This window comes from Actinoplanes sp. SE50/110 (genome assembly GCF_900119315.1).
Lineage (GTDB): Bacteria > Actinomycetota > Actinomycetes > Mycobacteriales > Micromonosporaceae > Actinoplanes.
In genome coordinates this window covers 6,313,949-6,339,368 of record NZ_LT827010.1, presented here as the reverse complement: position 1 = coordinate 6,339,368, position 25,420 = coordinate 6,313,949, and the positions used below count along the sequence as shown (strand labels likewise).

Here is a 25,420-nt window from a genome sequence, read left to right as displayed (position 1 = left end):
CGGTTCGCCTCCTTAGGCAGCGGAGAGGGAAGAATCAAGCTGGGCGCGGACCTCCGCCTCAACGGCGTCCTTCGCCCACCAGCCGATGTGCAGATAGCCGCGGCACGGCACCGGCTTGGGCAGCCGGCGCACGTCGGCTAGAACGAGGTGCCAGGCCGGTTTACCGCGGTACAGGCGCATGCCCCACCGGCCGCAGCAGGTCAGCGACGGGTCGTCCGGCTGACGGGCTTGATGGCAGCCGACCAGCCGGGCGACAGCAACGATCGCGCCGCGGGTCGCGGCGTGGCTGGCGTTCTCGCCCAGCAGGCCGATGATCCGGGAGTCACTGTCGGCAGCCGGATCCGCCTGCATGCCGGCGTGGATGGCGATTTCGCCCCGCCACTTGATATTGACGGCCCGGTTCTCGACGAGCTTCGCCCCGACCGCCACAGCCTCAGACCAGGGAGCTCGAAGTGTGATCGCGCGCAGAGTGCTCACCGGTTCACCCCGACCGCGTTGTACGCCGACGTTACCGACTTGTTGATCGACTGAAGAGCACGCAGCTCATCCTCAAGAGCCGCAGCCAACTCACGCGCGTACTTGTACTCCTCGTACGCCGAGTCCCGGGCATCCCGTTCCTCGATTGTCGCCAGCTCCGCCGCATGCTTCTTCTCGGCCTGTGTGCCGGGATAGTGAAGGAACGCCTGCGCTCTAGCGCGGTCCAAGGTCCGTTTCGCGGCCTGGTAGGTCTTGTACCGGCTGGCGACGATTCGCACACCTTTTGCGATGCGGTCCGCGCAGTTCTGGATGGCTTGTTCCACCGTCACCGGGTTGTAAATCTCCTCGGTGGCACTGCCGCTTTCTAGGTCGGTCACCGCACCTCACCGGCCTTGATCGCCTCAAGAAGGCGGGTCAGGTCGAATGCGTCCGCATCGTCCGATGACTTGTTCAAGAACTGCTGCACCCGCTGTTCCAACTCGGCGGCACTCCAGCGCAACTCGCCGGCCACCGATTGGATCTGGACGAACACTGCATCAGCGTCATCAGCGAACTCGGCGTCAACCACCTCATCCACTTCCACCTGCGAGCCAGGGGACGTATGGCTGTCCTTCTCGGCTGCGGGTGCCGGCGTCAGCTCGGCGGCACGCGCTTTCAGAACCGCCTGCAGCTTCTCGGTCAGCACGCCGTCCTTCGCGGCATCCCGCCACAAGTCCTGCACCTGCTTGACCGTCTCCGCCTCGTCGGCAAGCGTCTGAACGTCCTCGGCAGTCAACTTCGGCCGCGCCCGCTCGGCCTGCGCCGACTCGATGGCGTGCCGCTGCACGGCTGCCGCACCCAACGCAGCCCGCGCCGCCGCACCCAACTCGCCGCCGAACGCCTGTGCCGGGGTCAGCCAGTCGAAGTGCAGGACCGGCACCATGAACACCTTCGACTCGATCTGCTTGCCCTGCGGCTTGGACGGGTCGAAGTCCTTCTTCTCCCGTACCTGCACCTCGAGGCGGGCCGGGATCGGCTGCGGCGCCGACTCGATCGACGCAGCGAGGGTCGGCAGCTCGGCGGCAGCGTTCCAGCCGTGGCTTTCGATCTTCCAGGTGCCGAGTGACGGAACATCGGCGAGCATCACCGACATGCGCGTCGTCGGCTTGCACAACTCCCGGGAGTCGATACGCCGGCCGCCCTGCTGCATCTGCGCGCACAGACACGGACGCTGCCGGATGGTTTCGGTTTCCCCGTCGCACATGCGATCGCGGTAGCCGTTACCCCAGTGCTCCATGTTCGGGTCGATCCGCTGCGGCGGCACCAGTACCGGGATCTCTTTGACGCCGGTGATGACTTCCCACTGCGGGCCGGTGTTGGCCTGCCACGCCTTCACCTCGCCGCCGTACAGCTTTGCGACAGCATCGATGAGGGGACGTGAGGGGCTGGTGAAGCGCAGCGTCTCCAGCTTTCCCGGTCGGGTGTTGCCGTTGCTGGTCGGTACCTTCTGACCGAGCCGGATCACACCGACCTGGGTCAGACGCTGCTGCAGGGTCTTTATGGCCATGGGTGACTCCTCAGGCTTCGGACGCGGTGGCGGGGGAGATGGCCTGTTCCTGCGCGGCCTTGCGGGCGCGGGCGGCCACCGTCTCCGGGAGGACAAAGGTGCGGCTGGACACCGCGGCATGACCGGACTCGGTCAGCCAGCGGTACAAGTTCAGGGCAGGTAAAAACCCCTGCTCATAGGTGTTGCGGTCACAGACGACCGGGCGGACTGTGTATCCGTCGGGCCGGAGCTGGATGATGACGCCGCCGTCGGTGGGCTGCAGCGGCTCCTCATGGTCCGAGTTTTTGATCCGGACGACGGGGAAATGGCGGTAGCCGGCTTCCTGCAGCGCGTACTCCGGGTAGATGTGCGGGTCGTCGCCCTCACGGGTTTTGTAGTCGATCAGCAGGTCCAGGGTGAGTTTCTGCTTCTGCGCCTGCCGCCATTTCACCGGCGTGCCCGCATAGGTCAGCATCCGCGAGATGAGCTTCGCCGCAGCCTCGGATCGCTCGGCTCTGAACCGGATGATCCCGTCGGTCGTGCCTGCGGCGCCGATGTCCCGGTGCACCAGCAGCGCCTCAGCGAGCAGCACATCATCGGGCACGACGCCGTAATCGGTGACGAATTCCTGGAACGTCTTCACGTACGGGGCGATGTCCGGGTCGTGGTCGCGGATGGTTCCGTGGAACGACCACCACTCCGCAACGTCATGAACACGGGTGCCCTCATCGGCGCGGCGGGCGGTCTCCCGCACGTGTCGGTCGGCGATCCACTTCTGCACGCAGAGCCGGCACACCCGGCACGGGCACTTCTCGCATGACTCAGCCGGTTCGTGGCGGCACCGCGACCACGTGTTGTCGCACAACCGGCGCCGCGAGGCAGACACCAACGTTGGCAGATCAGCAAACGCCTGCTCCGCGGCAAGCCCGGCGGCCCAGGGGATCAGGCCGCGTTTCGCGATCGCGTTGAACGCTGTGGTGACAGACATGAGCCGCTGCCCGTCGATGATGTACCAGCGGCCGTCGTCCGATTCCTCCACCGAGTGGAACGGGAACTCGCGGACCGTTAGTGTCTGTTCGGCACCCTCAGTGATCGGCATCTGCGGCCTCCCACATCTCGCAGCCAACGACCGGGCCGGGCTTGATCTCGCAGCCGTCGTCGATGTGCCCCACCGTCGTCTCCGAGGTGCGCTTCACCTCGCCACCCGCGCTGTTGTCGCGCCAGCCGTGACCTCCGCAGCCGCGGCACGCAGGCCGCCCACCGAGGTTGACGCCCACCTCGCAGCGTTCCTCGCCCATGGACTGCCACGGGCCAACGAAGTGCCGGCACGTCTTGCAGCCACGGGCGTCGGGGTTCCACCAGCAGCGAGCCATGTGCTCGACCGCGCGCTGCCGGGACGAGTGGGTATGCCCGCAGTGCGGGTCCTTGTACCGGGTCACCCGCACCGGGATCGGGCCGCTCACCGCGCACCTGCCAGTTCGGCCAGCGCGTCAGCAAGCGCCTGCTCGCCGGCCTCACTCAGCCGAGCACGGACTTCGGCCAGGTCGGTGACGTCCCGGATGACACGCGGCTTCGGCTCCGGATGCGCATACGGCCGGCCCAGCCGGCACTCGCAGGCCTCGTTGTGCAGCCACGGGTCACGGCAGCGCGCGTACATCTGCTTCTCCCGCGCCCGAGCCGCCTCTTTGATCTGCTGAAAGCCCGCGTCGATAGCCGCACGGGTCGCCAACTGATCCGCGGTCAGGGGTTTCGCCAGGATCGCTTCCGTCTTGTCGCGTCGAGCCTTCTCCTCAGCCCGAAGCTTCTGGACAGCGTCGTCCCGCTGCTGCCTGTTCAGGTGCGCGACAGCCTTGATCCGAGCTGCATGGAAGCCGACCGTGTAGCCACCGATGCTGCGGCAGTCCGAGCCGCGCGGTGACCGGCAGAACGGGCAGGCAGCGGTACGAGGAACCTCGTAGTAGGCCCGGTCGAAGCTGGCAGCGGCGGTCATGCGAACACCGCCGCGACCACGACGCTCGTGCCCTCAGCGTCGAACATGGCGTCGACCACGGCTGCCGTGTCCTGGTGCAGGAGCCCGTTCTGGAGCAGACCGATCCGCTCCAGAACCGCGCCAGACATGCCGGCAGGTTGGTGTCCGGGAACCCGAGCCATCCCCACCAGTTCGTACACCGCGCCCCTGTGACCCTGGTCGAGCAGAGTTTCAACAGCCCGACAGATCGTGTCGAAGGCCGACGACGGAACCTCAGCGCCCGTGCGCAGCAAGACCACGTCAGCCGGGACAAAGAACTTCCGCCTCATGCGGTCACCGCGCCAGCCGTGTAAGCGCTGAGCAGGTTCAGCGCGTCGGCGAGCGCGAAGCTCGGAATGAGCGCGGCCCGCTGCTTCGCGGCGTTGCGGGCGGCCTTGCCGCGAGCGACCGAGTACTCCCACGTGAGAGCGGTCATGATGTGCGTGCCGTCAGTGAACTTGATGCAGCGCTCGGCGTACGGAGTCGTCTTCGTGTTACTCGCGACCACCCGGTAGGTGGCGGGCAGGAGAGTTTCGGTGCTGTCGGACGCGACGGTCTTGATGACCATGCCGGGCTTGAGGTTGACGGTGGTACGGGTCTTGGTGCGCACAGGGGGCTCCTTCGGTGAGGGTTCGGATGGGCTCACGCCTTGCGCTGTAGCCACAACTGTAGCCACACTTGTGTCATGACTCAAGGGATCCTGCGAACCAGACACGGAAGTGACCTGTCGCCACAGTCGTTGCCTCACGCGAAGATCAGCACCTACGCTGGCGTCGTGCCCGACAACTTGCGCCGCTTCCGCATGGACGAAGAGACCTGGAAGGAATACGGCAAGCTCGTCGGCGACGCCGGCCGGTCCGCCGATCTCAAGGCCTACATCGAATGGCGACTTGACAACCCGGACACACCACTGCCGGGCAAGCGGCGCGGACCCGTCAAAAAGACCCGCCCCGCAAAGCCCGAAGCCGACGCCTAACTTCACGCGGCATCACTCCGCCACAACCAGGGCAACCCCGCGCGCGACTCCCGCTGCCGCTCGGCGACACAGGCCACGTTCTGACCGCCAGCTAGCTGCACACACGACCGGCAATCCCGCCATCCCGCCGTAGGCCGCGCATCAGCCCTGTTCAAGACGACTACCGCCGGCGACGCACGGCCGCTCATGCCAGCGGCGGCGACGGCGTCTTGACCGATGGCGATCGCCGTCGTCAACGAACCGCTACATCCCGCCATGCCGACTACCATCGCCAGCGGGCGTCAGCGGGACCGTTAACGGCGCTGCCTTGCCGGTTGTCTATCCAGCGCACGGACTGGTAATCCGGAGACCGGCGTCGCGGCGGAACGGCTCGCGTCATCGTGCAGACACGCGCAGGCTCGGACGAGCGACGAGTCAGCACAGCACGCCACCACGACCGGGCCGTCATGCTGCCACCGCCAGATCCCGCGGCTCGATGAACCGATCCAACTCTTCGCCGCTAATGCATTCGGTCAGCGCCGAGAAGACGACCTCGGCGATCGAAGCAGGTACGGCATTCCCGAAAAGACGAACGTTGATCCGCTTCGTGGTTGTCGAGGTTCGATACGTTGGCGCGAATGACTGAGCGCGAGCGATCTCGTGCGGCTCCAGCATGCGGAACAGCACGTCGTCCAGGTCGAAACTATTAGCAATCCTGTCCGCATCCGAGGTGACCAGCGCGTACTTGTCCTTAGTAGTCAGCGTGCCGATCGGCTGCGACGACGGCAACGCCGAAGTCGACGCCCCGTAATACGGGACCAGCAGTGGCCGGGCGAACGCTACGGACTGCTTACCGCTCGCCGTCACCATCCTGATCGCCTCGGTGGCCGGCGTGGTCCCGGACTCTTCGTGACCCGAATTCTGGCGCGTGATCAGCGGAGGCAACGCCAAGCCGTGATGGTTACCGGAGGCAGTGACCGTCGATAGCGGCTCGGAGATGCGCCGGGCGTTCTCCTTGTCGCCTCCGCCGCGCAGCGGGGTGATGAACGGCGGAAGCGGCAACGAAGCCACCCCATCACATTCCCGTGTTGTCCTGGTCGGCATCGGATCGAGTGCCGATGAAGGAGCGTTACGCCAGGTATCGCCAGCAGGCGACAGGAACGGCGCGTACGCGTACCCGGTCTCGTTGCGGCACGTCTGCGTCCGCAACGGGGCCGATGCTGGCGCGGCCGTTTTGCCGTCGCGGCCCTCGCCCGGAACCATCAGCGGCGCCCAGTATCGGCGCACCCCGGCCCGCAACCGCCCCAAGGTGGCGTCCTTCAGGTCGGGAAGACCATGCGCGGCCCGATCGCGGATCCGGATGCCAGGAACGCTCGGGTCGATCGCAGCCAACGCGGCCAGCGTCGCTGGGAACACCTCGCGACCCCGGCAGGAAACCCTCGGGCACTGATACACCCACTGCGAGCCGTAGGCGCCCATATCCGCGCCGGGCTTCTTGAACACCTGGATTGCCTGAACCCTCATGTCGCACGACGGGCAGTGGGCGTGCGGACGCAGCCACTTGTCCCAGTCCGGCAGCCGCCCGATGCTCTTGTGGACGTAGGCGATGATCAGCCGGTTGCGGGACTGCGGAGTCTTCAGCGAACGAACTGGCTCCATGTGCATGGCATTCAGAGCGAAAAACCACAGGTGGTAGCCGCGGCCGATGTTGCGGATCTCGCGGAGGAAGGCATCCCACTCATGCCACTTGCGGCACTGGATGACGTTTTCCATCATCCCGGCCAGCACTGGTGTTCCGCGGCCGTTCATGGCGCGCAGGTAACGGGGGATTTCCTTCATCAGCAGCCGAGAGCGTTTGTACTCCTCGAGCCGCTTCTTCAGCGCGGGATCAGGTTCCGCCTCGGCCAGGTCAAACAGTGTCTGCGCTTCTGCGTTGGCCCGGTCGAAGTCCCGCTTCACCCCGTTCGCATCTGTCCAGGCCGGGCAAGCCGGGCTCGCCGAAAACAACTCCGCGTATGGCATCTTCTCGACCGGCAGCTTCGTGATGTCGGCCTGGAAATGCCGAGCACCGGGAAAGTTCAGGTTGTGCGAGTCAACGGCGTGCCGGTCATGGTTTGCTGCCGCATACACCTCAATCCCGGGCACGTAGGATGCGCCGTGGCTAGTACCGCCCACGCCGGCGAACTCGTCGTAGAGGCGCAGCATCAGGCCGCCGCCTTCTTCAAGGCGGGCCGGACCGCGATCTCACGCCAAGTGGTTTCGGAGCTGTAGTGGTCACGCCGGCACTGCTCCGGGGTAGAGCACCCGACGGCACCGCAATAGCACGCAGGGCTGACGGTCGTGCCAGAAAGTTCGGGGTTGTCGTGCGCCACCGTGGGTTCGCTGCTACGGTCAGGCATATAGAGCCTCGTCTCAGGGTGATTGAGCGGGGTCGAGTACCAAAACGGTCCCCAGGTGGAGCTGGGGGCCGTTTCGCGTTTCAGGACGGCGGCGACTGCACCGGCACGTCGTCGGGCAGGCGAAGGGCACGCAGGAAAGCGCGGGCCTCGTCTTCGGTGTGGCAGTACGTGGGGATTCCGTCCCCGACCTCGACCACATAGCCAGCCGTGTGCAACTTGTGGATGCTGCCCGGCACGCGGGTTAGCTGCATCCAGCCGGCGACACGGGCATCTGCGGTAGTGGTCATGCGGCGGCCCGCCGTTCCATACGGTGTCGGAGAGAAGCGCTGGGCGTGCCGGTAAAGGGGCCAGGCAAGTCGGCATGCATGTCCAGCAAGGTCTTGATCTGGGCAGGGCTCATGACGAACTCCCGGCGGTCAATCGACCGAGCGAATTGGTCGTAGATGCAGCCCTGATGCAGGTAGCTCCGCTCGAACTGGGGATGCATGGCTGCAACGTCGGCCATGGTGAACCGGCCGTGTTCCAGCGGGACCGTCGTCCAACGGCCCGCAACATGGTTGGCCACGACTGTCTTGGCGACCCGTAACACCTGGTCCCAGTTGACGTGCTGGAAGTACTCGCGCCGATGACGCTGGCAGGCGAGAAACGTCATCTGAGCGATGAGGGTCTGCTCAGTGCTCTGATAGCCGTCGTGCTCGTCGGACAACCACTGATCGAGGACTTGGTGTCCGAAGCCGGCCGCTTCACCGGCGTGGGTGCGCAAACGTGCCTGCGGCGTCCGGGTAGAGCCGACTTTGATGACGCCGTTGGAGAACTTGATGGCGTAAAGGAAACCGCTGCTCATGCGGCCCGCCTTGTCGGCCTGGTTGCAACCTTGAGGGTGGGCAGTGGCGTCACGGTAGAGATTTGAGCGCTGGGTTTGAGGATGCGTCGCAGTTCGGTGATCTGAGTGCTGGTGAGCGCGGGGGCAGCGGATACGGCGACTTCGACCATGCGGCGGGTCTGCTCATCAAGGTCGGCCTTCATGCTGCACCGACCCACTCGCGCTGCGGAACACTGCGCCGGTTGTAGAGGGGCTTCTCGGAGCGGATTGCAGCCGTCTCTGCGGCAAGACCCTCTTCCTCGGTCTCAAACCATTCAACCGAAGCGTGAACCTGGTGGATCCACCAGCGCTGGGACTTGGGATCGCGGGAGTGCTGCTTGATCCGGTGAAGCACCGTCCGGCTATAACCCACGTAGAGAAGGCGGTCGTCGGCGTCGAAGAACCGGTAGACAGCCGGACGAAGGTACTCAGCCAGCGCGCATTCGTCGCATATCTCTAGGCCGGCTGGCGCGTCCATGCTGGTGGTGAACCATGTGAGGTATCGGCCGCACATGGTCTGCGCTTGGTAGCGAGGCGGTTGATCTTCCCGCCAGGCAACGGCGGCAGCACGGGGGAGGTGAAACCGTGTGTTGTAGCGATGCTTGTTCGGGGTGTAGACGAACGCGTTGCGCAGCATGACTCGTCCGACCGGGTACTTGGTCTTTCGGGTTCCCGTGTCGATGAACGCGCGGAGCGACCACTCGCGATCGTCGAGCGGGCCGCCGTGGCGGGGGTGGCCAGAGATGGAGGAAAGCGGGCTCATGCCGCTGCCTCCAGATTGTCCGGCCACAGGTCGTCGATGTTGCGCCCGAGACGCTTGGCGATCCGGCGGGCGGTAGGCAGGGTAGGGACTACTTCGCCGGCCAGGTAGCGCTCGGTGAGACGGCGGGACGTGCCAATCAGGTCGGCTCGCTCCTGGCCGGTGGCGCATCCTTTGTCGGCGAAGGCGTTGAGGAACAGGTCTTTGTTGACCGCAACTCGGCTTGTGTCGATTGCGGCGCGCCGAGTGGGCTTGGCTGCGTCACTCATGGCATCGAGCGTAGGCCTCGCGCCAGCTGTGGCGCAAGGGCCGACGCGAAAGTGACGCAACATCGTCCATGTCCGATGGACGGGAGCCTTTGCCGCTGCTAGCGTGCAGCTAGGAAGCGCCTGTTGGGCGCGCCAAATATGGCGCGAGGTGGGCTCATGCGAACCGTTCTGACCGACACCCGCTATGGTTGCGCCATGAGCGGCGCAACTCCGGGGCCGACCTTCGGCAAACTCCTCACGCAAGGACGCACTGCCAAAACCTGGTCACAGGACCGCCTAGCCGCTGAAACCGGCATCAGCCGAACCACCATCAGCCGCTACGAGCGAGAGATCACCAGCACACCCGAAGCCGAACACGTCCGCGCTCTTTGCGCAGCTCTCGACATCGATCCGCGGCGGGCAGCCGTGAGCCTTGGCTACCTCACCGCAGATGAGATCCAACCTGCCGTACCGGTGCCGGCCAAACTTAAAGAGATCCTTGATGTCCTGGAGGACCCCAATATCCCGGCCGCCGACAAGCAAAGCTGGATTGACTACCTGCTCTACCTCAAAGCGAAGGCACAGGACTCGGCCAGCGCGAGCTAGTGCGCTGGCCATGAACGTTTATGGGGTCGGTGATACGCCGGTCGGGGCTGTGGATCACGGTACTGACCCGTCCGAGGGAGCCGGGGTTGCCGCAACGCCCCTGCGCCCGTCGGTAGGGGAGCCTGGTCAGTGCTCGCCGAGCAACAAGTCAGAAGGTGGCCGCCGGGGAGGTGTCACGTCAGCAAGCTGGGTATCGTGGTTGCGGTGCAGGGCCGTGACGGGTTCGCTTCTGGTCTCGCCTGTGGTGGGGTCGGTGGCGAGGAGCAGATCAGTGCGTCGACCCGAGCATCTTGGATCATCAGCGATGGGTGTTCAGGCCGAACTTGATGTGGCGGAGGAACGGGTATGCCGCCGCATTTAGGGATCGGCCCATCCCTAGGTAACGTTTGTTGCGCCTCAGGTCGCGTCGCCGCGATAGCCCATGTTTTCGTAATCGATATCACTGGGCTCGAATTCCGAATCTTCGCGTGGCGTATCGACGTATGCATAACGCTTTGCGCGCTCAAAAAGCTTCTTGACTTCAACTAGCCCGAAGACAAGCTCATGGTTCGACGGGCGAAATCCTAAGAACAATCCACCGCCAGGTAGTTTCTCTATGCTGGGGCTTTTCCGTTTTGTGTCGGCGGGGTTGCGCCAGGCTGCGGCTTCGGTGAAGCGAGCGTCGCTGAGGTGCTCAATCGTGTTACGGAGAAGTCGCTCTAACTCCTTGTCTTCTGCGAACTCTCCCTCGTCTGAGGTTTCGCCTCCCGAAACTCGGTATGCGGCCAACCATTGTTCCATTTGGTGAGCAGCCATTACGAGTTGGTATCCGCGCACCCAAGATTCCTCCAGGGCTTCGCGGAGGTTAGCTTCAGTGGGCGACCAGTCCTCCATGTACTCAATCGCCCGGTCAGTCCATTCGGCCTTAACCGTTGCCTGGTAATAGCTGTGAGCGGCGCGCTGAACCTCTCGTGCCCATATGCTCAACATCCGGGTTACGCGCCGAAGGTGTATCGCGTCCTGCTCCTCGGCCGTCGGCTCGACCGGCGCAGCCTCGCCCGGAATCGGCGGAAGAAGGTACAGATCGCCATCTGGCGTCATCGGGATTCCTCGACCAGGCTGCCAGAACTCGGGCGGCGTCCAGTCATCGAACGGCGGGCGCCAGTTCGCGGGCGGTGGCCAGGACGGCGGAGGTATGTAGCCCATCGGGCCAGCATTTCTCACCACTGCTCCGACAGTCAACCGTGTTCAGTGGCATCCGAGTGCCTATTTTATTGATGCGTTTGGGCACCGAGATGATCATGAACGTCAAGCGGTGAGGGAATGGGTACGCTACGTCAGGTTCCAGCGACCAGTCGACTAAGGCGACCTGGCGTGACGTAGTCAGAGCCGCGGTGAGGCGCGCGAATATCGCGGCAGATCCGTATGCCTTCGGTTATTGCTTCTTCGGCTTTCGGCTGACCTCGTCTCGGCTTCTTGATTGGCGCCACGCGAGGCCGCACAGCATTCCTCCGAAGGAAGCGAGGCCGGAGGCCAAGAACGGTACGTTCACATTCACGAGGTAGTCAGAGGAGATCAGCAGTCCAACAGCCGCCATGAGAGCGCCCAAGACAGTGAGCGCCCTCCAAGTGCCACGTCGCAGGTCGCGCACTCTCGTACTCAAGCAGACCGACAGGTACGGCACACCAAACTTCGCAGATCCGGGCCTCGCCTACGCGAGGCCAGTGGTCCAACGTAACGACGCGGCTCGGTTCGAGCGCGGATCGCGGCTAGAAGAGCGCAGTTATCGTTCAGACGATGTCCGTTCTGACTGGCGGAGCCAGGTGCGGTACCAGGCAGCGAAGGTCATGCGGCTGCTGTCCGGGTTGTGAAGGGGACGGAAGCCCTCTCCATCTGCTGTGTCATCGGCCCACATCTGACCGCGAGAGGGGCCAGTTACCACCAGAGCCTCACGTAGGGCGCAGCCGAGGTGGCAGAGGTAGAGCAGGCCTGTCACGTGGGCCGGATCGGAGAGAACCTCGTCGTGCAGCTCCCACAAGGCGTCATCATTCCGTCCGATCTGCGGCGGGTTGTCCAAGTCGTCGGCGGGATTGAAGGCTCGGATGTGGCCGAACGGTCGGGTGAGTGTCTCGCGGTCATTGAGAGAGGCGCCGTCGCCCTCCCATGCCCAACGTCCTTCTACGCGGCGCACAGGGAAGAGTCCGTATGCCGGGCCGGCGCCGCCGCGGCTCACATCGGTTAGGAACGAACCGTAATCAACCGGAAGCTCGACACCCAGCTGGCCCTCCAGCTCGGCGAGTTCATCGGCGGTCAACGCAGGTGCTAGCCGCCAGCCGTGCGAGATCGCGCCGAAGACCTCCGCGGCACCGGCGAGTCCCGCCAAGACGGCGATGCGGGGCCGGACGTCTGACCAGTCGATCTCTGTCATGGCGGGACCCTAGCGCCACCCACCGACAAAATGGTCCGAGGCGGCAACTCTCAACGCACTCAATTCGGCATGTGAGCGCGGGGTTGGAAGGTGTCCTAGTCCTTCTTCAGACTCCAGTCGGCGTCGCCGTCCTTGACGGTCGCGTCGCTGAACGCGCTGGCGTTCGTTCGTGGCCACATGCCGCCCGGGAAGTTGGCCGGGTCGCTGGAGTCGCTGTGCAGCGAGATCATGACTCGGGCCTGGTCGCCAAGGAAACCGGAAAGCAGGCCGGCCGCTGTGGCGAGCGCGGTGATGTTGACGCCGCCTTCTTCCAGGAAGATCATGGCGCCGATCTCCGAGAAGATGGCGCTGCTGAACGCGGCCACCGAAGCGGCCGCCGCGACGATCAATTTCGCGAGGACTGCCGCCACCGTGAGGTAGAAGGCGGAGCCGGCGATGGCGCACTCCAGCAGGGAATTACTGGTGTTGCCGGCGATCGAGCTGAGGCGGCCGGCGGCAGCGGACTGCGCTTCGGCGACGGTGAGGTAGGCGTCCTTGGCGTCGCCGGCCCACTTCGAGTCATCGACGACGAGATTCTGGGTGGTCAGCTGGGTGGAGACGGCGCTGAAACCGCTCTTGATGTCCGTCCAGGTCCATGAGTCGCGGAACATGAAGATCGGAGCGCCGCAGCCTTTCAGCAGGTCGAGGATGAAGTTCCCGATCTCCGTGGCTAGGTCTACGGTCTCCTTGGCGAGGTAGTGGATTGCCTCGGCGATGACGTCGGCAACCCACCATTGGCTTGCCAAGTGATCGGCTGCGGGGATGACCTGGGCGATCTTGGCGTCGTAGGTCTGCTTCCCTTGGTTGATCTCTGCGATCACGGCCTCGAACTGCGCCACGCTGAACATCGACGTGCTCCCCCGTCAGTAGACGTTCTTGATGCGGTGGGCCCCGGCCCGGTCCTCTTGTTCGTAGGTGTCCGCGGCCTGGTGCAGCGTGTCGGCGATCTCCTTCATCGCCGTCACCCCCTCGTTGGCGCGGGCCGTGACGGCGTGGATGACGTCGTTGTACGGACCGACCATCATCTGGAAGAGCCCGGCCTCTAGCCGGCCGAACTCCAAGGTTGCCGTCTTGGCGCTCAGCGCCTTCGTGGTGTCGCTCTGGTTGTTCCAGGTGCCGGACTCCGTGCGCAGCGCGTCGGTGGCCACTCGCACCTCGTCGGGGGTGGGCTGGCTCATCGGTGATCACCTCGGTGCTGCTGAGTCCGGGTAAGGGCTGACAAGGTGGCCAGGGCATCAGCCACCAACGCATCGACCTCGCCGAAGGTCGTGGAGGACGGCTTCAGCTCGCGCTTGGCCTGCTGCAACGCCGTCCGCAGAGCGCCGCTGATCGCGGTGCCCGAACTGCTGCGCGCCCACCGCGTGTCGATGTCGCAGCCGACAAACCCACCCTGGCCGAGGCGTACGGTGACGTTGCGCTGGGCGTCGGTGCCCTGCGCGGACGCCGGCGGCTGCTGGGAAGCCTGCTCGCGGGCGTTGCGCAAGGTCTTCATGATCTGCTCGGCGAACTCGGGATCGTCCGGCTGCGGACGACCACCTTTCGGCGCCGGCGCGGGCTCCGTCACTAGCCAGCCTGCCTCAGCGTCGCGGCGCTGCGCCCACCAGCCGGACTGGTCGAGACGGCCAACCCACTGGCGCTGCTTCGTCTTCACCGCGTCGGCGTAGGCGGCCAGCACAGCAGGGGCGAGCTTCTCAGCCTCCAGGCGCTGATGCCACCGGTCCTGGATGCGGAAGTCGGCCGGCAGGTTGTCCGGGCCGAGCGTCGCCACGACGCAGCCGGTGGCATCGCTGCCCTCCACGTGCTGCGGGGCGGCGGCCGCCAGGTCGCTCGCGACCTTCCCGAGCTGCTGCGCCCGCTGCTGCAGCTGCTGAAGGCGGCGCGCCATGTCCGGTTCCATGGGGTTCACCGGCCACCCGCCGGGGCCTGCAGAACGGCTCGGCCGATCCAGAAGAGGAACACGGTGCCGGGCGCCAGAACGATCGAGAATCCCATCGCGTGACCCTTCGACGAGGTCAGCAGCGAGATAGTGAGCATGAGGACGAGCCCGGCCGCGAGGAACGTGAGGGTGGCGGCGACGATTCGCGTGGTGCCGCCGATGCCACGCCACGCAATGACGGCGGCGGCCACGGCGATGACGGCGGCGGCCAGGGTGACGATGACGGTGCCGGTGTGGCCGTATGGCGAGGCTTGTACGAGTTCCTCCAGGCCAATGAGCACTGCGTATGCGGTCCCCAGCAGTTCCGCCGCTGTGATCATGGCCATGAGGAACAGCGCGAACCCGCTGGTCCTCGCCGTTCTTGCTGACGCCCTTGCCACACTGCACCCCCGGGTTGACGAAGAGGGACAGAGTGTCTGATCTCGACCACCCTGTGCAACCCCGTGTGAGGAACTTGGCCACTGTCAAAAACAGGTCAGTATCAATGTGGTGTTCCTGCGATGTTGGCCACTTGTAGATACAGGCCGCCGCCCAGGAAGGTTCAGTTGCATCGGTCCCGGATGCGGCGGTGGCCGCCTGGCTCCAGCCGCTCGCGGACCTCTACCAGGCGTGCGGCGCCAACCTTGAGGTGGCCAAGCGGCAGCGGGTCTGGCGGGCAACTCAGCCCTGGTGACGCTCAGCCCGTCGACTGGGCGGCCGACCATACCGGGTGAGGGCGATCCGGCGGGTCAGCAGCAATGGGTCACTGATGTTCATCACCCACCTGGCCGCCGGGCACCCGCGCAAATCGGGCGGGCATCCCAGGTCGCGGCGTAGCTACCGCATCGCCTTGGCCACGCGGCTACCGGTAACCGTGGTCGGTGTCGTCTCCGACCAGGCGTCATCTTGCGTGCTGACGATGCCGCACAGCTTGCGGTTCGATTCGGCCTGAGCGTGCAGCGAGATTGCGACCGCCGCAGTGCCGGTCGCCAGCGACGATGCGAGCAGCGCCGTCCAGGTGTACCAGGTAGGTCGGGGTGGCCGGCTCACCGGTCAGCCCCCGTACCGGACGGCGATCGCGACGGCGGCGGCCGCGACTCCTCCGGCGGATCCTGCGATGGCCCAGAGCGGGTGCCACGGAGTGACGCGTCCTTACTCAGGGGACGGCGGAGGTTTAAGAACCCCGGCGCTACGAGGGCATGACCAGCGCGTGTGCCTAAGAAACTGTCTTTGGTCCCGTTTTTCCAGCTCAGCTGGTGTGCAGGGTGATGTTGGTTGTAGTAGCCGTTCGCGTTGGCGTCACGGTGACGTCAGTACGAATGCCAGCCTGTAGACGGATGTGGTCGACGGGTCGATTCTGAGAATGTGGCCACTCGACAACCCCCGAGACGATGCCTGAGCTGCGGCCCTCTCGCCCGCGATGCGAGTACGCGTCAGTGGTATTGCTCGCCGTCGTGCGTGGGGCGTGCTTGCCGAGCGCGACGCAAGGCTCTCCGGGCAAAGAAGCTCACGGCGCTGGTTGTGCGGGCGTTCGTAACCCCGTTGCGTCCAGGCTCCACGGAGTAGGAGGTGGCCAGCGCCGAGAGGGCGGTCGCGATGATGTCCTGCCCGGTGTGCGCAGTGCGTGGTCTGGAAGCTAGTCCGCCGTCGCCGCGACGCCGTGTACTGCAGTAACGCGTGTCGAACCAGGGCTTGGCGGGAGTGCCGTACGGCTGACTGACGTAGGTGACCATGACGACGAAGCGTCACCGTGGCATCCTGAGGATCCCCCCTGTGACAGAACGCCGTCATGGTCAAAGACCGAGACAGCTTCTTACAAGCCACTCAAGCCGAGCATGCGCTCGACCATGTCGAGGTCGTACCAGGCGTGCGACTCGTAACCGTCCTCGGCACTGAGATCGCGCAGTTGAACGAGAGCGTCCGGGTCGCCTCGCATGGCGAGCCCGGTCGCGGCCTGGATCCGAATGCGGCGGTCGGAGCCGGCGAGAAGAGCGGCGAGGTGGTCGCGCAATTCGGGCGTGTCGATGCGTGAGTAGACGAGTTCGGCCGTCGCCGCACCGCGTACCTGTGCGCTCGGGTCCCGGGTGAGTCCAAACATGACCCCGAGCACGTGCGGTGGCGGGTCGTCAGCCGGCCCTCCCGTACCGTTCAGCAGCTCCATGGCCACTCGGGTGCGCACGCCCGGGTGCGGGTGACCGGCGAAGGGCAGGAGTTCGACGAGGATGTCGCCGATATGCCGGAAACCCGCGTAGGCGCCCATCAGCGAGTCCAGTACTAGGGGCTCCGGTTCGACGGTGATCCGGTCGTGAAGTGCGTTCAGCGCTTGCGGGGCGTAGGGCTCGTCCGGTCCGTCACCGTCGAGGGTCAGATGGTGCATCAGCTCGGCGGTGAATCGCCGCACCGCCACCCGCGGGTCACCGAGCCGGTCGATCGACCACCGGACGTTGTCCGCCATCGAGAACCTTTGCTGCAGGGCCCGGCGGACGTTCGACCAGTCCGGGGCTTCCGGATCGGCTGACCGCAGCGCCCGCGCCAGCAGTTCGTCCGGAGACACCGGCAGGCTTAGTGTCGTTTCCAACGTGGTTACCACGCCACGGTGGGCGAGCAAAACCTCAGCTCTACGGCCGTCGAGCGCGGACAGCCGGAGCCGCGGTGTCCGCGGGCTCAGGTCGTCGATGACCACCCGATCCCGCTCGATGACGACCGGCTCGCCCACGCCTATCCCCGCCCGGCGGCGCAGCTCCAGCTCGGGAGTGGCCTCAAGCCACAGCCGCGCGGCCTCGAGCGCCCGCCGAAGCTGCGTTTCGTCGACAGAATGCCGGTGCAGCAGGTTGTCCAGGAATCCGCACGTGCCGTGATCGGCGGCCCAGACCACCGGGTCGACATCGTCCCACAGTCCCGAGGGCAGGACCTCGTCCTGGAAAAGCATCTCCGCCATACCCGGCCCGCCATGGCGCAACACTGCGGCGCCGAACGCCCGAATGTCGGCCTCCCACCGGTCACCCGAGGAAATCACCGTCAGGAACCGCCGGGCCTCCTCGACGTCGCCGTCACGGATGGCATCGATCACCCTCTGCTCCACCCAGCAATTCTGGCGCTACCGCCGACCGGCGCCTTCCCGGGGTGGTCGCCGCGCCTGATGTTCCGACGGCGATGCCATGTCGGATGCTGGGGTGGCTGTGGGGACCGGCCGACGCCCGGGGTCGTCCTTGGGGCCGACCGCTTGGCGAGATCACGACTCGCTGACAGCCCGCGATAGATCTCCCGTACGGATGACCGCGTGTGCAATCGACAGGAGAGGTAGTGACAGACCGAGACAAAACCGGTTGGAGGACAGCTTCTAAGCCTGTTCTTTAACCTCTGGCCTTGGGCTTACGGCGAGGCGGGCCACCCAGCGAGGTTTCGCGTTTGACGGTTTTGCCCACGTCGTAGCGGGCCGCGCGGCTGTGGTTCTTCGATCCCCGCGGTCGTCCGGGGCCGGGGCGGGTGGGTTTCGGTGCTGCGGCTGGTAGAGCCGATCTCGTGCGGAGGTTTCGAAACCCTCGCCGGACCCGGGCTGGGGTGAGTGCCTCGGGCGGGACCGGTTGTTCCCAGGGCCGGCGTAGATCGATGGCGATAGGTCGGGCCAGTCGTAGTTGGGTGTGGGCGGCGATCATGATCAACGTCCACCGGTCGGCTGCCCGCGGGTCGCGTATTTTCGGCCTGGTCCAGCCGAGCGTCTGCTTGAAAAGCCGGAACGTGTGCTCCAGATCGAAGCGCCGAAGGTAGGCCTGCCAGATCCGGTCCACATCCCCGGGGTCGGCGCCGGTGCCGGACCACCACAGCCACATCGGTTGCGCGGCGCGGTCACCGGGCAGGTACTCGACCTGCAGTCGGATGAGGGTGCCCTCGACGATCGGGAGCGTGCCCTGATGATCGAGCCAGGCGGCGCGGTGGGTCAGCCGCGGATGCAACCGGTCCCAGGCCCGGGCTTCGGCTTTTCCATAGCTGATCGTTTCGTTGATCGTGGTCGCGGCCGGCTCGGGCCAGGTGGCGGAGTCTTTCAGGTCGAACTCGCCGCCGTGCTTGGGCGGACGACCGCCGGACGGGCTGTGCTCATACGGCGGGGCAGGGAGCCGCAGGACCCGGTCGGCGCGGATACGCCCGGCCACCTCGACCGGCAGATCACGCAGGACCCAGGCCAGCCGCGTCACGTCGTAGCCGGCATCGCAGACGATCAGGATGTGCGGGTCGCCGGCCTGCTGCTGGCCGCAGGCAATCAGCCGGTCAACCACCCCACGCAACTGGGTCGCGGTGACCGCGGTGGCGTCGTCGGCAGGGCCGAGACGCACCACGTCCAGCATCGCCGTCCACGACGTCCGGCCAGGTTCCAGCGCCGCAACGAAGGAGTACGGCCAGCCGGGAATGAACTGCGCGGCGCTCTTGGCGCGCCCGTACACGTGGCAGAACAGCCGCTCTGGGCTGCACGCGGCGTCGGATCGCAGCCACGGTGACACGTCGACCGCCAGCACGATCCGACCGTCGGCGAAGCGTGGCAGCGGCTGCGCAGTCAACGCCCGTCGCAGCCGTCCCAGATCGATGCGGCCGTGGTTGAGCGCGTCATACAACGCGCCGTGTCCGCGCCGGTGCTCGGCCGTCAACGTCAGATCGACCAACGTCTTGACCGGCCCGTCCGCGCACAACACCGCGTCGGACAGCTCGAACAGCGCGTCCGACCTGGCAGTCAAGCAACGGTAGAACTCATCCCGGAAAGCCGCCAGGACATCGGCTCCCCAGCCCCTATCTGCCACGATCACTACAACGAACGTCGATCAGAAGAAGACTCGGATCCATCCGTCGGGCCCACCTCAACCGGCTCCAGCGGGGAGCCTCGGCCGCCGCATACGCGGCAGCGGCGACCCCACCAGCTCGGTGGGCGAGGCCAGACCACGTCCCCGTGAGCTGCTACTTTGGCGGTCCTATGACGCGACGATTCGGTGACCGAGCCAGATTCGCTGTCGAGGTGGGCGAGGTCTGGCCACCGCCACCCGCCCCGGCCACCGGAGAGCTACGCACCGTCGATCTTTGGGCCGCCGGCACGCGGATGACCACAGACGACAACACGGTCTTCCTTCCCACCTTCATCGGTTTCCTCCGATCCACGGCAGCCAAGGTGCGGCGCCGTCAGGTCAGTCCGTGCCCGTTTCCGGAACATTCACCAGAAGAAGTTTTCCAGCTCCTCTACACGGACGACGAGACCGACTTCCGTGAGCAGTTTTGGCTGATGCACTGGGGCGAGACCGTCGACAACGTGACAAGCTACGCCTACCTGGACGACGACGACCTAGTGATCGTCTTCTGACTCTGGCAAGCCGAGCGTCACCTCCCGGAGGCCCGCGGCAAGGTCTTCGTTGCCACGATCACGGCGGACGAGTTCGCGGCCCTCCTCGAGGGAGCCGCCGATCTCCTCGATGCCGAGCCCGTTCGATAGAAATCTCGCCAAGCGGCTCCACCAAGTCAGGCAGCCTGCCCCGCCGCAAGCCGAGAGCCAGAGGTTAAAGAACAGGCTAAGCTTGTCGTTTAACCTCCGGCTCCAGCCCAATGCTGCCGCGGACCAGCCGCTGCGTCATCAGCAGCGCCCACAGCGAGTGCCGGCTGGTGCCGGGCTCGGGCGGCGACGTGACCCAGCGCGCGTTGTCTGCGGCAGGTCCGGACGCTGGCCAGAACGCACTCGAGTAAGGTGCGCGTCGTGAACTGGCAGGATCCTGAGATTGCCGCTGTAGAGAGTCGCGAGGATCTCGCTCGCTACTTGATGAGCTTGGCAGCCCGGCTTCGCGAAGGCAGTCTTCCGACCGAAAACCCATCTACAGGCGCCTTCATCGACGCCGCGGGCCGCTGGACGAAGTCCATGGACGGCTTCTTCTCAAACGTTCTGAAGGAGCCGGTTCCCGACAGCCCAGATTGGTCGACGGTGGCCGCCATATTCCGAGCGGCGCTGGTCTACGAGTAGGGGCAGAGCCAAGATCGGGTGCCCGGTCGTCGGCAGATCCGTGTACTCATTGGATTCCCCTCCAAGCCGACTGTCGTAACTGAGCGTCATGCGGCGCTTGGGGTAGTTGCCGCTTCGGCATGCTGCGGCCCGCGGAACCGTGTCCGCTCCTATCGATGCTCGTTGTGGCGGTCGTGACGGACAGGGCGAAAGCGATCGATGTATTGGCGGAGTTCCGTGAGGAGCTCTACCAGTGCATGACCCGGCGGGCGGACGCCTTGTTCGAATTGACCGAGGCGCTGTTGTGCACCGAAGGGCCGGTCAAGACCTTGGTCGGGTTGTCTCTGGCGCCGGAGCACCGGCGTGGCCACGGCGCCCTGTATGACGCGCTGAACCACGGCCGTATCGATGTCGAGGTGCTGCGCCGGCAGCTGGCCGGCTTGCCGTTGCCGCGGGCGGCGGACGGCCGCCTGGTCCTCGCGGTGGACGTCTCGCCGTGGCTGCGCCCGGACGGCAACTGCAGTCCGCAGCGCTCGTTCTGCCACACCTACGGACGCGGCAAGGACGAACACCGGATGATCCCGGGCTGGCGGTACTCGATCATCGCCGCCCTGGAGACCGGCCGGACCTCCTGGACCGCCCTGCTCGACGCCGTCCGGCTACTGCCCGGCGCGGACGTCACCACGGTCACCTGTGCGCAGATCCGCCAGTTCGTCGACCGGCTGACCGACGCCGGCCAGTGGCAGGCCGGCGACCCCGACATCCTGATCGTGCTGGATGCGGGCTACGAGGCCCCGCGCATCGCCTGGCTGCTGCGCGACCTGCCGGTGGAGATCCTCGGCCGGATGCGCTCCGACCGGGTGCTGCGCCGAGCGACCCCGGCCCGCGTCTATAAGCCATTGGGTGGTCGGCCGACCAGGCACGGCGGCGAGTTCGTCTTCGGCAACCCCGCCACCTGGGATATCGAGCACGCGGTCACGCACACCGATACCCGGCTCTACGGCCAGGTCCGGGCGCAAGCCTGGGACCGACTGCACCCACGACTGACCCACCGCGCGGCCTGGACCGACCATGACGGCCCGTTGCCAATCATCGAAGGCACGGTCATCCGGCTCACCGTCGAGCACCTGCCCAGCCGCGGCGAGCCGAAGCCGCTCTGGCTGTGGTGGTCCAAGCTCGACGCCACCGCCGCCGATGTCGACCGGTGCTGGCAGGCGTTCCTGCGCCGCTTCGACATCGAGCACACCTTCCGCCTGCTCAAACAGACCCTCGGCTGGACCGCCCCGCAACTCCGCGAGCCCGCCGCCGCGGACCGGTGGACGTGGCTGGTGCTGGCCGCACATACTCAGCTGCGTCTCGCCCGGCCCCTCGCACAAGACCTGCGCCGGCCTTGGGAACGCCCGATGGCGCCGGAGCGGCTCACGCCAGCCCGGGTGCGGCGCGGGTTTCGGAACCTCCGAGCGACCACCCCTTCGCCAGCGCATGCGCCTAAACCCAGCCGCCCAGGCCCCGGACAGCCGCCCGGCTCCCGGAACCGGCAGCCCGCTGCCCGTCACGACGTCGGACTCATCCTGGTCACCGGCCAGGCTCACCAGCGACCGGCCCATCACAAGAAGGGCACCAAGCCCCGCCGAACTGGTTAAACGACAAGCTAAGCCTCGGCCGGCACTGACTTCGACGCCGAGCCGGTGCTCGAATCAACAGTGCGCCAGGCAGCGCGGCGGAATGCTGCCCAGGTCACGGGCTCCAAGCATCGGCGAATCGCCTACCGGGGACAGGTGATCAAACTGCGCTGAAGGTTAAGACGCAAGCTGATTCAACGCAGTAGCTCGGCCTCACCGACCGCTACGAGCAACTCAGTCGGTAACTCCGGATCGCCATGGCCAACGGCGAGCGCAACCCACCGACCAATGTCCAGCGGCCGCCAGGCGAATATCTCGCCACTGAGTTGGCAAAGCTGGTTCATCGGCTCCGGCGCGTGGTCCTCACTCCAGAGAAAAGGCTCGAGATCGACGGTCTGGGGCTCACCCCAGCGGGCCGTCAGCGCGGTCGCCAACGTCCGAAAACCGGTGTCGATCTCGGCTTGCGCTGTCTCGACGATCTCCTCGCTACGGTCATCCCAGAAACTGCGGCTGGCCTGCAGGACATACACATGGAACCCAGGCCCGCTGGACCGGCGGCCCTCTCGCATGCTCTCACCCGGAAAAGGAAGCACCAGCAGGCCGTCGATGATCGCGAGTCGGTCTTGTATCACCATGCCAAGAGGCTAGAGAACCCGGCGAACGTACCTGGTCACCGCACTAGACCCTGTTCGCGCCACAGGTCACCCCATGTCCGATGCTGACCCCGCCAGCGAGAATCCGCCAGCCGCCACGGCGACCACCTACCGCCACGCCCCACCGGCGCCACCACTACCTCCGCCAACAACGACACCACTGTGCGACGTTCACCAGGGGAGTACGACAGCCAGTTATCGGCCAGATCGATCGGATCGTAGCCACGCAACGCCGGCGGCGTCTTCACCGCTTTCAACCGCCGTGACGCCTCCTCAATCCTCGGCAACAACTCCTGCTCCGCAGCCGCCACCAACGCCATGCTCGGCCCGCCAGGGCGCGCAGCCGAGGAGTACAACTCCTTCTTGCGATCCATCAACGCATCCAGCTCAGCCTGCGCCTGTTGCGCCTGAAGGTTCGCATCCGCAGACGGCTCAAACACCGCAAGCGCATCAGGCTCCCGCAGCCGGTCCGTAACCATCGCCGACACCAGCGAGTCCACCGGCTCCATCTCCGTGCTGACCCGACAGCATCCACCACGAGTGATCATGCATTCATACCGAGTACCTGCGGTCTTCCTGTCGTACAGCCCCGACAGAGGCCGGCGGCACAACCCGCACTGCACCAGCCCGGACAGCATGTACTTCAACCGGGTGTCATTGTGGCTCCGCGATGTTCGCGGCGCTTCCCGCAACTGCCGAAGACGGGCAACCGTGTCTGCATCCAGGATGGGCGGCCACGCATCACGAGTAATGATGATGCCGTTAAGTTCGCGGTGGCCTTCCAAGCTGGGCCGCAGCAGACTGTTGTACAGGGCGCCACCTGACCAGCGGGTCGCACCGCGGGGGGTCGGCACCTGCCAGGCAGTCAGCACCCGGGCGATGTAGTTGACGGGGACTCCGTTGAGAATGCCTTCCGCCGCTGCCCGGTAGATCGCCGCCCGATCCTCATCGATGACCTGCTCGACATGAAGCTTGCGCGCGTTCAACAAACTGCCGTCCGCGTCTTCATCCGGGGTGGTGTAGATCCGCTTGTAGCCGTCCGGGATCTTGCCGTGCGGCCGACCATTCACGGCGGCATCAGCAATCCCCGCCCGCGACCGGGTGCTCAGGCGCTCTGACTCGCCTTCGGCGGCCATGCCTTCCTTGAACAGGTGGTCCCGGTCGCGCTGCCGTCGAGGATCGTAGGTTTGCGGGTCATCATCCCCGAAGATGCGGATCAGGATGCCCTTGAGGCGGCACAGGTCGATGAAGTTGACCCACTCGCCCATCTGCCGGGAGCCGCGGGATGGCTCCCATAGCGATATGACCTGGCAGCCGTCCTGCCTAATGTGGTCCAGCAGTGCTGCAAAGTCCGGTCGTGCCTTCTTGGCATACCGGCTGGCGGACAGTTCGGGGTCGACAAACACCCGGCCGGGGGTGAGGCCCTCCGTAGCGCAGTCGGCCCGCCAGGCGCGTTCCTGGCGGGCCACGGACCGGCCGGCATCTTTGGTGCTTTTGCGGGCGTACAGATCAGATACCGGCGGGCTGTCCACCTGGTGGTGAGGCGGCGTGTGCTGGTGCGGGATCCGACTGGTTGCGGGCATTACCGCACCGTACTAGGCATACCAGTGTTGTGGAAGTTGTCAACCGTGAACTGCTGTTGATAGAGCGACCAGAACGCGGCGCTGGCCAGGAACATCGGCAGGAACGCCCAGACCTTCCGCCGTTCCCGCCCGTCGAGCCGGCGGCTGCTGAGGATCACCGTGAAGTAGGCGGCCGCGGCCAGGATGCTGAGCACCACCACGACGGTGGACAACCGGTCGGCGGTGAGCCAGGTCAGCGCGGACACCACGATGACCGCGACCCCGGCCAGCACCACCGCGGCGACGACCGGCCAGCGGCCCGGCGGCAGCGGGTTCGGCACCGCGCGGCCGGCGTCCGGCAGGTTGCGGCGGCCCAGCGCGTACTGGGTCAGGCCGATCGCCATGCCGACCGCCGCCAGGCCGAACCCGTAGTGGAAGCCCAGGTTCTTCTGCAGCAGCCCGGTGAGCAGCGGGCCGGCCAGTGCCCCCAGGTTGATCCCCAGGTAGAACAGCGAGAAGCCGGCGTCGCGCCGCTCGTCGTGCGCGTCGTAGAGGGTGCCGACCAGCGAGGTCGCGTTCGCCTTGACCCCGCCGCTGCCGACCGCGATCAGCACCAGTCCGACGCCGACGCCGACCAGGCCCGGCAGCAGCGCCAGCGCGATGTGCCCGCACATGACCAGGATCGCGCTGAGGAAAAGCACCCGTTCCGAGCCGAGCAGCCGATCGGCGACCCAGGCACCGAGCACCGTGGAGAGATAGACCGCCCCGCCGTACGCGCCGACGATGCTGGTGGCCGTGCTCTTGTCGATGCCGAGCCCGCCGTCCGCGGCCTCGTAGTACAGGTAGATCAGCAGGATGCCCTGCATGCCGTAGAACGAGAAGCGTTCCCACAGCTCCACGCCGAACAGGTTGGCCAGTGGGCGCGGCTGTCCGAAGAAGGTGGCCATGCCACGGCGTACCCGCGGATCGTCGTCATCATGCATGAGCCGCCGCCCCCTCGCTTGTCGCCCGAGCGCCCCGCGACCATCGCGGGGCGCTCGGGATTGTCGATGCGTACCCGGCTCGACGCGGATGCCGGCGACAGCGGCGGCGAGCTGTCGGGTGCTCAGCCGGTGATCGTGTTCCAGGAGTAGCCGAGGAGCGCGAAAGCCGCCCCGAGCAGGGCAAGGTTGAATCCACGGGTGGTGATCGGCAGCGCCGCCACCACCAGGAGGATGACGGCGATGAGGTAGAAGACTCCCTGAATGGACACGTTCGCTCCTCGAGCTGGGGTGGAAAGCGGCGACGCTGTACCCCGCGGCAGCGCGGCGCTAAACCCGCCGGTCCAGGTGGACGAGGACGGCCGGGACGCGACGGTGGTCGTCGGTCGACGGCAGCAGGTTCATGATGGACAGCGTAAGAGCTGAAAACGCCT

Annotated in this window: 32 protein-coding genes; 5 read left to right on the top strand and 27 right to left on the bottom strand. The window is 66.0% G+C overall.

Annotated features, from left to right (window positions below; translation table 11 throughout):
* Positions 1–12: 12 nt before the first annotated feature.
* The 8 genes from ACSP50_RS28405 to ACSP50_RS28370 all read right to left on the bottom strand — a co-directional run bounded on the left by ACSP50_RS28405 (position 13) and on the right by ACSP50_RS28370 (position 4,620).
* Complete coding sequence (locus ACSP50_RS28405; RefSeq protein ID WP_052311734.1) at positions 13–429, bottom strand: hypothetical protein; 417 nt, start codon at positions 427–429, stop codon at positions 13–15.
* A gap of 44 nt (positions 430–473) precedes the next feature.
* Positions 474–854, bottom strand: a complete 381-nt coding sequence (locus ACSP50_RS28400; RefSeq protein WP_014692753.1) for a hypothetical protein — start codon at positions 852–854, stop codon at positions 474–476.
* Complete coding sequence (locus ACSP50_RS28395) at positions 851–2,023, bottom strand: hypothetical protein (RefSeq protein ID WP_014692752.1); 1,173 nt, start codon at positions 2,021–2,023, stop codon at positions 851–853. Before ACSP50_RS28395 ends, ACSP50_RS28400 begins: the two co-directional genes overlap by 4 nt.
* Before the next feature lie 10 nt (positions 2,024–2,033).
* Entirely contained in the window at positions 2,034–3,101 is a 1,068-nt protein-coding gene (locus ACSP50_RS28390) for a hypothetical protein (protein WP_014692751.1), read from the bottom strand.
* Positions 3,088–3,465, bottom strand: coding sequence for a hypothetical protein (locus ACSP50_RS28385; RefSeq protein WP_014692750.1), 378 nt, complete (start codon positions 3,463–3,465; stop codon positions 3,088–3,090). The genes ACSP50_RS28390 and ACSP50_RS28385 overlap by 14 nt, the downstream gene beginning before the upstream one ends.
* Complete coding sequence (locus ACSP50_RS28380; RefSeq protein WP_014692749.1) at positions 3,462–3,992, bottom strand: hypothetical protein; 531 nt, start codon at positions 3,990–3,992, stop codon at positions 3,462–3,464. The genes ACSP50_RS28385 and ACSP50_RS28380 overlap by 4 nt, the downstream gene beginning before the upstream one ends.
* Positions 3,989–4,120 carry a hypothetical protein gene (locus tag ACSP50_RS44680; protein ID WP_255344709.1) on the bottom strand — a complete coding sequence of 44 codons (132 nt, stop codon included), beginning with the start codon at positions 4,118–4,120 and terminating at the stop codon, positions 3,989–3,991. The genes ACSP50_RS28380 and ACSP50_RS44680 overlap by 4 nt, the downstream gene beginning before the upstream one ends.
* Positions 4,121–4,296: 176 nt before the next feature.
* The gene (locus tag ACSP50_RS28370; protein WP_014692747.1) at positions 4,297–4,620 is read right to left on the bottom strand and encodes a hypothetical protein; all 324 of its coding nucleotides are present in this window, start codon (positions 4,618–4,620) and stop codon (positions 4,297–4,299) included.
* 165 nt (positions 4,621–4,785) lie between these two features.
* Between ACSP50_RS28370 and ACSP50_RS28365 the strand changes: the two genes are divergently transcribed.
* Complete coding sequence (locus ACSP50_RS28365; protein ID WP_043512357.1) at positions 4,786–4,986, top strand: hypothetical protein; 201 nt, start codon at positions 4,786–4,788, stop codon at positions 4,984–4,986.
* A 444-nt stretch (positions 4,987–5,430) separates the two neighbouring features.
* On the opposite strand, the gene ACSP50_RS28360 is transcribed toward ACSP50_RS28365, so the two are convergent.
* The 6 genes from ACSP50_RS28360 to ACSP50_RS43180 all read right to left on the bottom strand — a co-directional run bounded on the left by ACSP50_RS28360 (position 5,431) and on the right by ACSP50_RS43180 (position 9,255).
* Positions 5,431–7,170, bottom strand: a complete 1,740-nt coding sequence (locus ACSP50_RS28360; RefSeq protein WP_014692745.1) for a DNA cytosine methyltransferase — start codon at positions 7,168–7,170, stop codon at positions 5,431–5,433.
* A gap of 274 nt (positions 7,171–7,444) precedes the next feature.
* On the bottom strand, positions 7,445–7,651 hold the full coding sequence (locus ACSP50_RS28355; protein WP_014692744.1) for a hypothetical protein: 207 nt from the start codon (positions 7,649–7,651) through the stop codon (positions 7,445–7,447).
* Positions 7,648–8,208, bottom strand: a complete 561-nt coding sequence (locus ACSP50_RS28350) for a GIY-YIG nuclease family protein (protein WP_014692743.1) — start codon at positions 8,206–8,208, stop codon at positions 7,648–7,650. Before ACSP50_RS28350 ends, ACSP50_RS28355 begins: the two co-directional genes overlap by 4 nt.
* Positions 8,205–8,390 carry a hypothetical protein gene (locus tag ACSP50_RS42385; protein WP_155123650.1) on the bottom strand — a complete coding sequence of 62 codons (186 nt, stop codon included), beginning with the start codon at positions 8,388–8,390 and terminating at the stop codon, positions 8,205–8,207. Before ACSP50_RS42385 ends, ACSP50_RS28350 begins: the two co-directional genes overlap by 4 nt.
* Positions 8,387–8,989 carry a nucleotide excision repair endonuclease gene (locus ACSP50_RS28345; RefSeq protein ID WP_014692742.1) on the bottom strand — a complete coding sequence of 201 codons (603 nt, stop codon included), beginning with the start codon at positions 8,987–8,989 and terminating at the stop codon, positions 8,387–8,389. The genes ACSP50_RS42385 and ACSP50_RS28345 overlap by 4 nt, the downstream gene beginning before the upstream one ends.
* Positions 8,986–9,255 (bottom strand): helix-turn-helix transcriptional regulator, encoded by a 270-nt coding sequence (locus tag ACSP50_RS43180; protein ID WP_014692741.1) that lies wholly within the window; start codon positions 9,253–9,255, stop codon positions 8,986–8,988. The genes ACSP50_RS28345 and ACSP50_RS43180 overlap by 4 nt, the downstream gene beginning before the upstream one ends.
* A 156-nt stretch (positions 9,256–9,411) precedes the next feature.
* Between ACSP50_RS43180 and ACSP50_RS28340 the strand changes: the two genes are divergently transcribed.
* Positions 9,412–9,840: a helix-turn-helix domain-containing protein gene (locus ACSP50_RS28340; protein ID WP_014692740.1), complete on the top strand. Its 429-nt coding sequence runs from the start codon at positions 9,412–9,414 to the stop codon at positions 9,838–9,840.
* 396 nt (positions 9,841–10,236) lie between these two features.
* On the opposite strand, the gene ACSP50_RS42380 is transcribed toward ACSP50_RS28340, so the two are convergent.
* The 9 genes from ACSP50_RS42380 to ACSP50_RS44275 all read right to left on the bottom strand — a co-directional run bounded on the left by ACSP50_RS42380 (position 10,237) and on the right by ACSP50_RS44275 (position 18,997).
* Positions 10,237–11,025, bottom strand: coding sequence for a hypothetical protein (locus ACSP50_RS42380; RefSeq protein ID WP_155123649.1), 789 nt, complete (start codon positions 11,023–11,025; stop codon positions 10,237–10,239).
* A 577-nt stretch (positions 11,026–11,602) separates the two neighbouring features.
* Positions 11,603–12,247, bottom strand: a complete 645-nt coding sequence (locus ACSP50_RS28335) for an SMI1/KNR4 family protein (protein WP_014692738.1) — start codon at positions 12,245–12,247, stop codon at positions 11,603–11,605.
* Between the two features lie 95 nt (positions 12,248–12,342).
* On the bottom strand, positions 12,343–13,134 hold the full coding sequence (locus ACSP50_RS28330; protein WP_014692737.1) for a hypothetical protein: 792 nt from the start codon (positions 13,132–13,134) through the stop codon (positions 12,343–12,345).
* Between the two features lie 15 nt (positions 13,135–13,149).
* A complete protein-coding gene (locus ACSP50_RS28325; protein ID WP_014692736.1) occupies positions 13,150–13,464 on the bottom strand; it encodes a type VII secretion target in 315 nt (104 codons plus the stop codon).
* Positions 13,461–14,183: a hypothetical protein gene (locus ACSP50_RS28320; protein WP_043512352.1), complete on the bottom strand. Its 723-nt coding sequence runs from the start codon at positions 14,181–14,183 to the stop codon at positions 13,461–13,463. The genes ACSP50_RS28325 and ACSP50_RS28320 overlap by 4 nt, the downstream gene beginning before the upstream one ends.
* Before the next feature lie 5 nt (positions 14,184–14,188).
* Positions 14,189–14,548 (bottom strand): hypothetical protein, encoded by a 360-nt coding sequence (locus tag ACSP50_RS28315; protein ID WP_014692734.1) that lies wholly within the window; start codon positions 14,546–14,548, stop codon positions 14,189–14,191.
* Between the two features lie 490 nt (positions 14,549–15,038).
* Complete coding sequence (locus ACSP50_RS42375; RefSeq protein WP_155123648.1) at positions 15,039–15,251, bottom strand: hypothetical protein; 213 nt, start codon at positions 15,249–15,251, stop codon at positions 15,039–15,041.
* 763 nt (positions 15,252–16,014) lie between these two features.
* Positions 16,015–17,283, bottom strand: a complete 1,269-nt coding sequence (locus ACSP50_RS28305) for a HEAT repeat domain-containing protein (RefSeq protein WP_043512348.1) — start codon at positions 17,281–17,283, stop codon at positions 16,015–16,017.
* Positions 17,284–17,554: 271 nt separating this feature from the next.
* The gene (locus tag ACSP50_RS44275) at positions 17,555–18,997 is read right to left on the bottom strand and encodes an NF041680 family putative transposase (RefSeq protein WP_014692732.1); all 1,443 of its coding nucleotides are present in this window, start codon (positions 18,995–18,997) and stop codon (positions 17,555–17,557) included.
* A gap of 206 nt (positions 18,998–19,203) precedes the next feature.
* Here ACSP50_RS44275 and ACSP50_RS28295 point away from each other — a divergent pair, with 206 nt between their 5' ends.
* From ACSP50_RS28295 to ACSP50_RS28285, 3 genes are all read left to right on the top strand, one after another.
* A complete protein-coding gene (locus ACSP50_RS28295) occupies positions 19,204–19,542 on the top strand; it encodes a hypothetical protein (RefSeq protein WP_231956732.1) in 339 nt (112 codons plus the stop codon).
* Between the two features lie 387 nt (positions 19,543–19,929).
* Positions 19,930–20,190, top strand: a complete 261-nt coding sequence (locus ACSP50_RS28290) for a hypothetical protein (protein WP_043515602.1) — start codon at positions 19,930–19,932, stop codon at positions 20,188–20,190.
* A gap of 155 nt (positions 20,191–20,345) precedes the next feature.
* Positions 20,346–21,812 carry an NF041680 family putative transposase gene (locus ACSP50_RS28285; RefSeq protein WP_014692729.1) on the top strand — a complete coding sequence of 489 codons (1,467 nt, stop codon included), beginning with the start codon at positions 20,346–20,348 and terminating at the stop codon, positions 21,810–21,812.
* Positions 21,813–21,985: 173 nt separating this feature from the next.
* Here ACSP50_RS28285 and ACSP50_RS28280 read toward each other — a convergent pair whose 3' ends face one another.
* The 4 genes from ACSP50_RS28280 to ACSP50_RS43175 all read right to left on the bottom strand — a co-directional run bounded on the left by ACSP50_RS28280 (position 21,986) and on the right by ACSP50_RS43175 (position 25,258).
* Positions 21,986–22,426, bottom strand: a complete 441-nt coding sequence (locus ACSP50_RS28280; RefSeq protein WP_014692728.1) for a hypothetical protein — start codon at positions 22,424–22,426, stop codon at positions 21,986–21,988.
* Positions 22,427–22,461: 35 nt separating this feature from the next.
* The gene (locus tag ACSP50_RS28275) at positions 22,462–24,027 is read right to left on the bottom strand and encodes a recombinase family protein (RefSeq protein ID WP_014692727.1); all 1,566 of its coding nucleotides are present in this window, start codon (positions 24,025–24,027) and stop codon (positions 22,462–22,464) included.
* A complete protein-coding gene (locus ACSP50_RS28270; protein ID WP_014692726.1) occupies positions 24,027–24,989 on the bottom strand; it encodes a peptide MFS transporter in 963 nt (320 codons plus the stop codon). Before ACSP50_RS28270 ends, ACSP50_RS28275 begins: the two co-directional genes overlap by 1 nt.
* 122 nt (positions 24,990–25,111) lie before the next feature.
* Positions 25,112–25,258 carry a hypothetical protein gene (locus tag ACSP50_RS43175; RefSeq protein WP_014692725.1) on the bottom strand — a complete coding sequence of 49 codons (147 nt, stop codon included), beginning with the start codon at positions 25,256–25,258 and terminating at the stop codon, positions 25,112–25,114.
* Positions 25,259–25,420 lie beyond the last annotated feature (162 nt).

What these genes read in the sequence shown, in the direction of transcription:
- ACSP50_RS28330 (WP_014692737.1), bottom strand. Translation starts at nt 13,134, where the DNA reads ATGTTCAGCGTGGCGCAGTTCGAGGCCGTGATCGCAGAGATCAACCAA.
- ACSP50_RS28395 (WP_014692752.1), bottom strand. Translation starts at nt 2,023, where the DNA reads ATGGCCATAAAGACCCTGCAGCAGCGTCTGACCCAGGTCGGTGTGATC.
- ACSP50_RS28355 (WP_014692744.1), bottom strand. Translation starts at nt 7,651, where the DNA reads ATGACCACTACCGCAGATGCCCGTGTCGCCGGCTGGATGCAGCTAACC.
- ACSP50_RS28380 (WP_014692749.1), bottom strand. Translation starts at nt 3,992, where the DNA reads ATGACCGCCGCTGCCAGCTTCGACCGGGCCTACTACGAGGTTCCTCGT.
- ACSP50_RS28390 (WP_014692751.1), bottom strand. Translation starts at nt 3,101, where the DNA reads ATGCCGATCACTGAGGGTGCCGAACAGACACTAACGGTCCGCGAGTTC.
- ACSP50_RS28325 (WP_014692736.1), bottom strand. Translation starts at nt 13,464, where the DNA reads ATGAGCCAGCCCACCCCCGACGAGGTGCGAGTGGCCACCGACGCGCTG.
- ACSP50_RS28350 (WP_014692743.1), bottom strand. Translation starts at nt 8,208, where the DNA reads ATGAGCAGCGGTTTCCTTTACGCCATCAAGTTCTCCAACGGCGTCATC.
- ACSP50_RS42385 (WP_155123650.1), bottom strand. Translation starts at nt 8,390, where the DNA reads ATGAAGGCCGACCTTGATGAGCAGACCCGCCGCATGGTCGAAGTCGCC.
- ACSP50_RS28280 (WP_014692728.1), bottom strand. Translation starts at nt 22,426, where the DNA reads ATGGTGATACAAGACCGACTCGCGATCATCGACGGCCTGCTGGTGCTT.
- ACSP50_RS28285 (WP_014692729.1), top strand. Translation starts at nt 20,346, where the DNA reads ATGCTCGTTGTGGCGGTCGTGACGGACAGGGCGAAAGCGATCGATGTA.
- ACSP50_RS28270 (WP_014692726.1), bottom strand. Translation starts at nt 24,989, where the DNA reads ATGCATGATGACGACGATCCGCGGGTACGCCGTGGCATGGCCACCTTC.
- ACSP50_RS28345 (WP_014692742.1), bottom strand. Translation starts at nt 8,989, where the DNA reads ATGAGCCCGCTTTCCTCCATCTCTGGCCACCCCCGCCACGGCGGCCCG.
- ACSP50_RS28320 (WP_043512352.1), bottom strand. Translation starts at nt 14,183, where the DNA reads ATGGAACCGGACATGGCGCGCCGCCTTCAGCAGCTGCAGCAGCGGGCG.
- ACSP50_RS42380 (WP_155123649.1), bottom strand. Translation starts at nt 11,025, where the DNA reads ATGGGCTACATACCTCCGCCGTCCTGGCCACCGCCCGCGAACTGGCGC.
- ACSP50_RS28275 (WP_014692727.1), bottom strand. Translation starts at nt 24,027, where the DNA reads ATGCCCGCAACCAGTCGGATCCCGCACCAGCACACGCCGCCTCACCAC.
- ACSP50_RS28335 (WP_014692738.1), bottom strand. Translation starts at nt 12,247, where the DNA reads ATGACAGAGATCGACTGGTCAGACGTCCGGCCCCGCATCGCCGTCTTG.
- ACSP50_RS44680 (WP_255344709.1), bottom strand. Translation starts at nt 4,120, where the DNA reads ATGTCTGGCGCGGTTCTGGAGCGGATCGGTCTGCTCCAGAACGGGCTC.
- ACSP50_RS43180 (WP_014692741.1), bottom strand. Translation starts at nt 9,255, where the DNA reads ATGAGTGACGCAGCCAAGCCCACTCGGCGCGCCGCAATCGACACAAGC.
- ACSP50_RS28340 (WP_014692740.1), top strand. Translation starts at nt 9,412, where the DNA reads ATGCGAACCGTTCTGACCGACACCCGCTATGGTTGCGCCATGAGCGGC.
- ACSP50_RS28315 (WP_014692734.1), bottom strand. Translation starts at nt 14,548, where the DNA reads ATGGCCATGATCACAGCGGCGGAACTGCTGGGGACCGCATACGCAGTG.
- ACSP50_RS28360 (WP_014692745.1), bottom strand. Translation starts at nt 7,170, where the DNA reads ATGCTGCGCCTCTACGACGAGTTCGCCGGCGTGGGCGGTACTAGCCAC.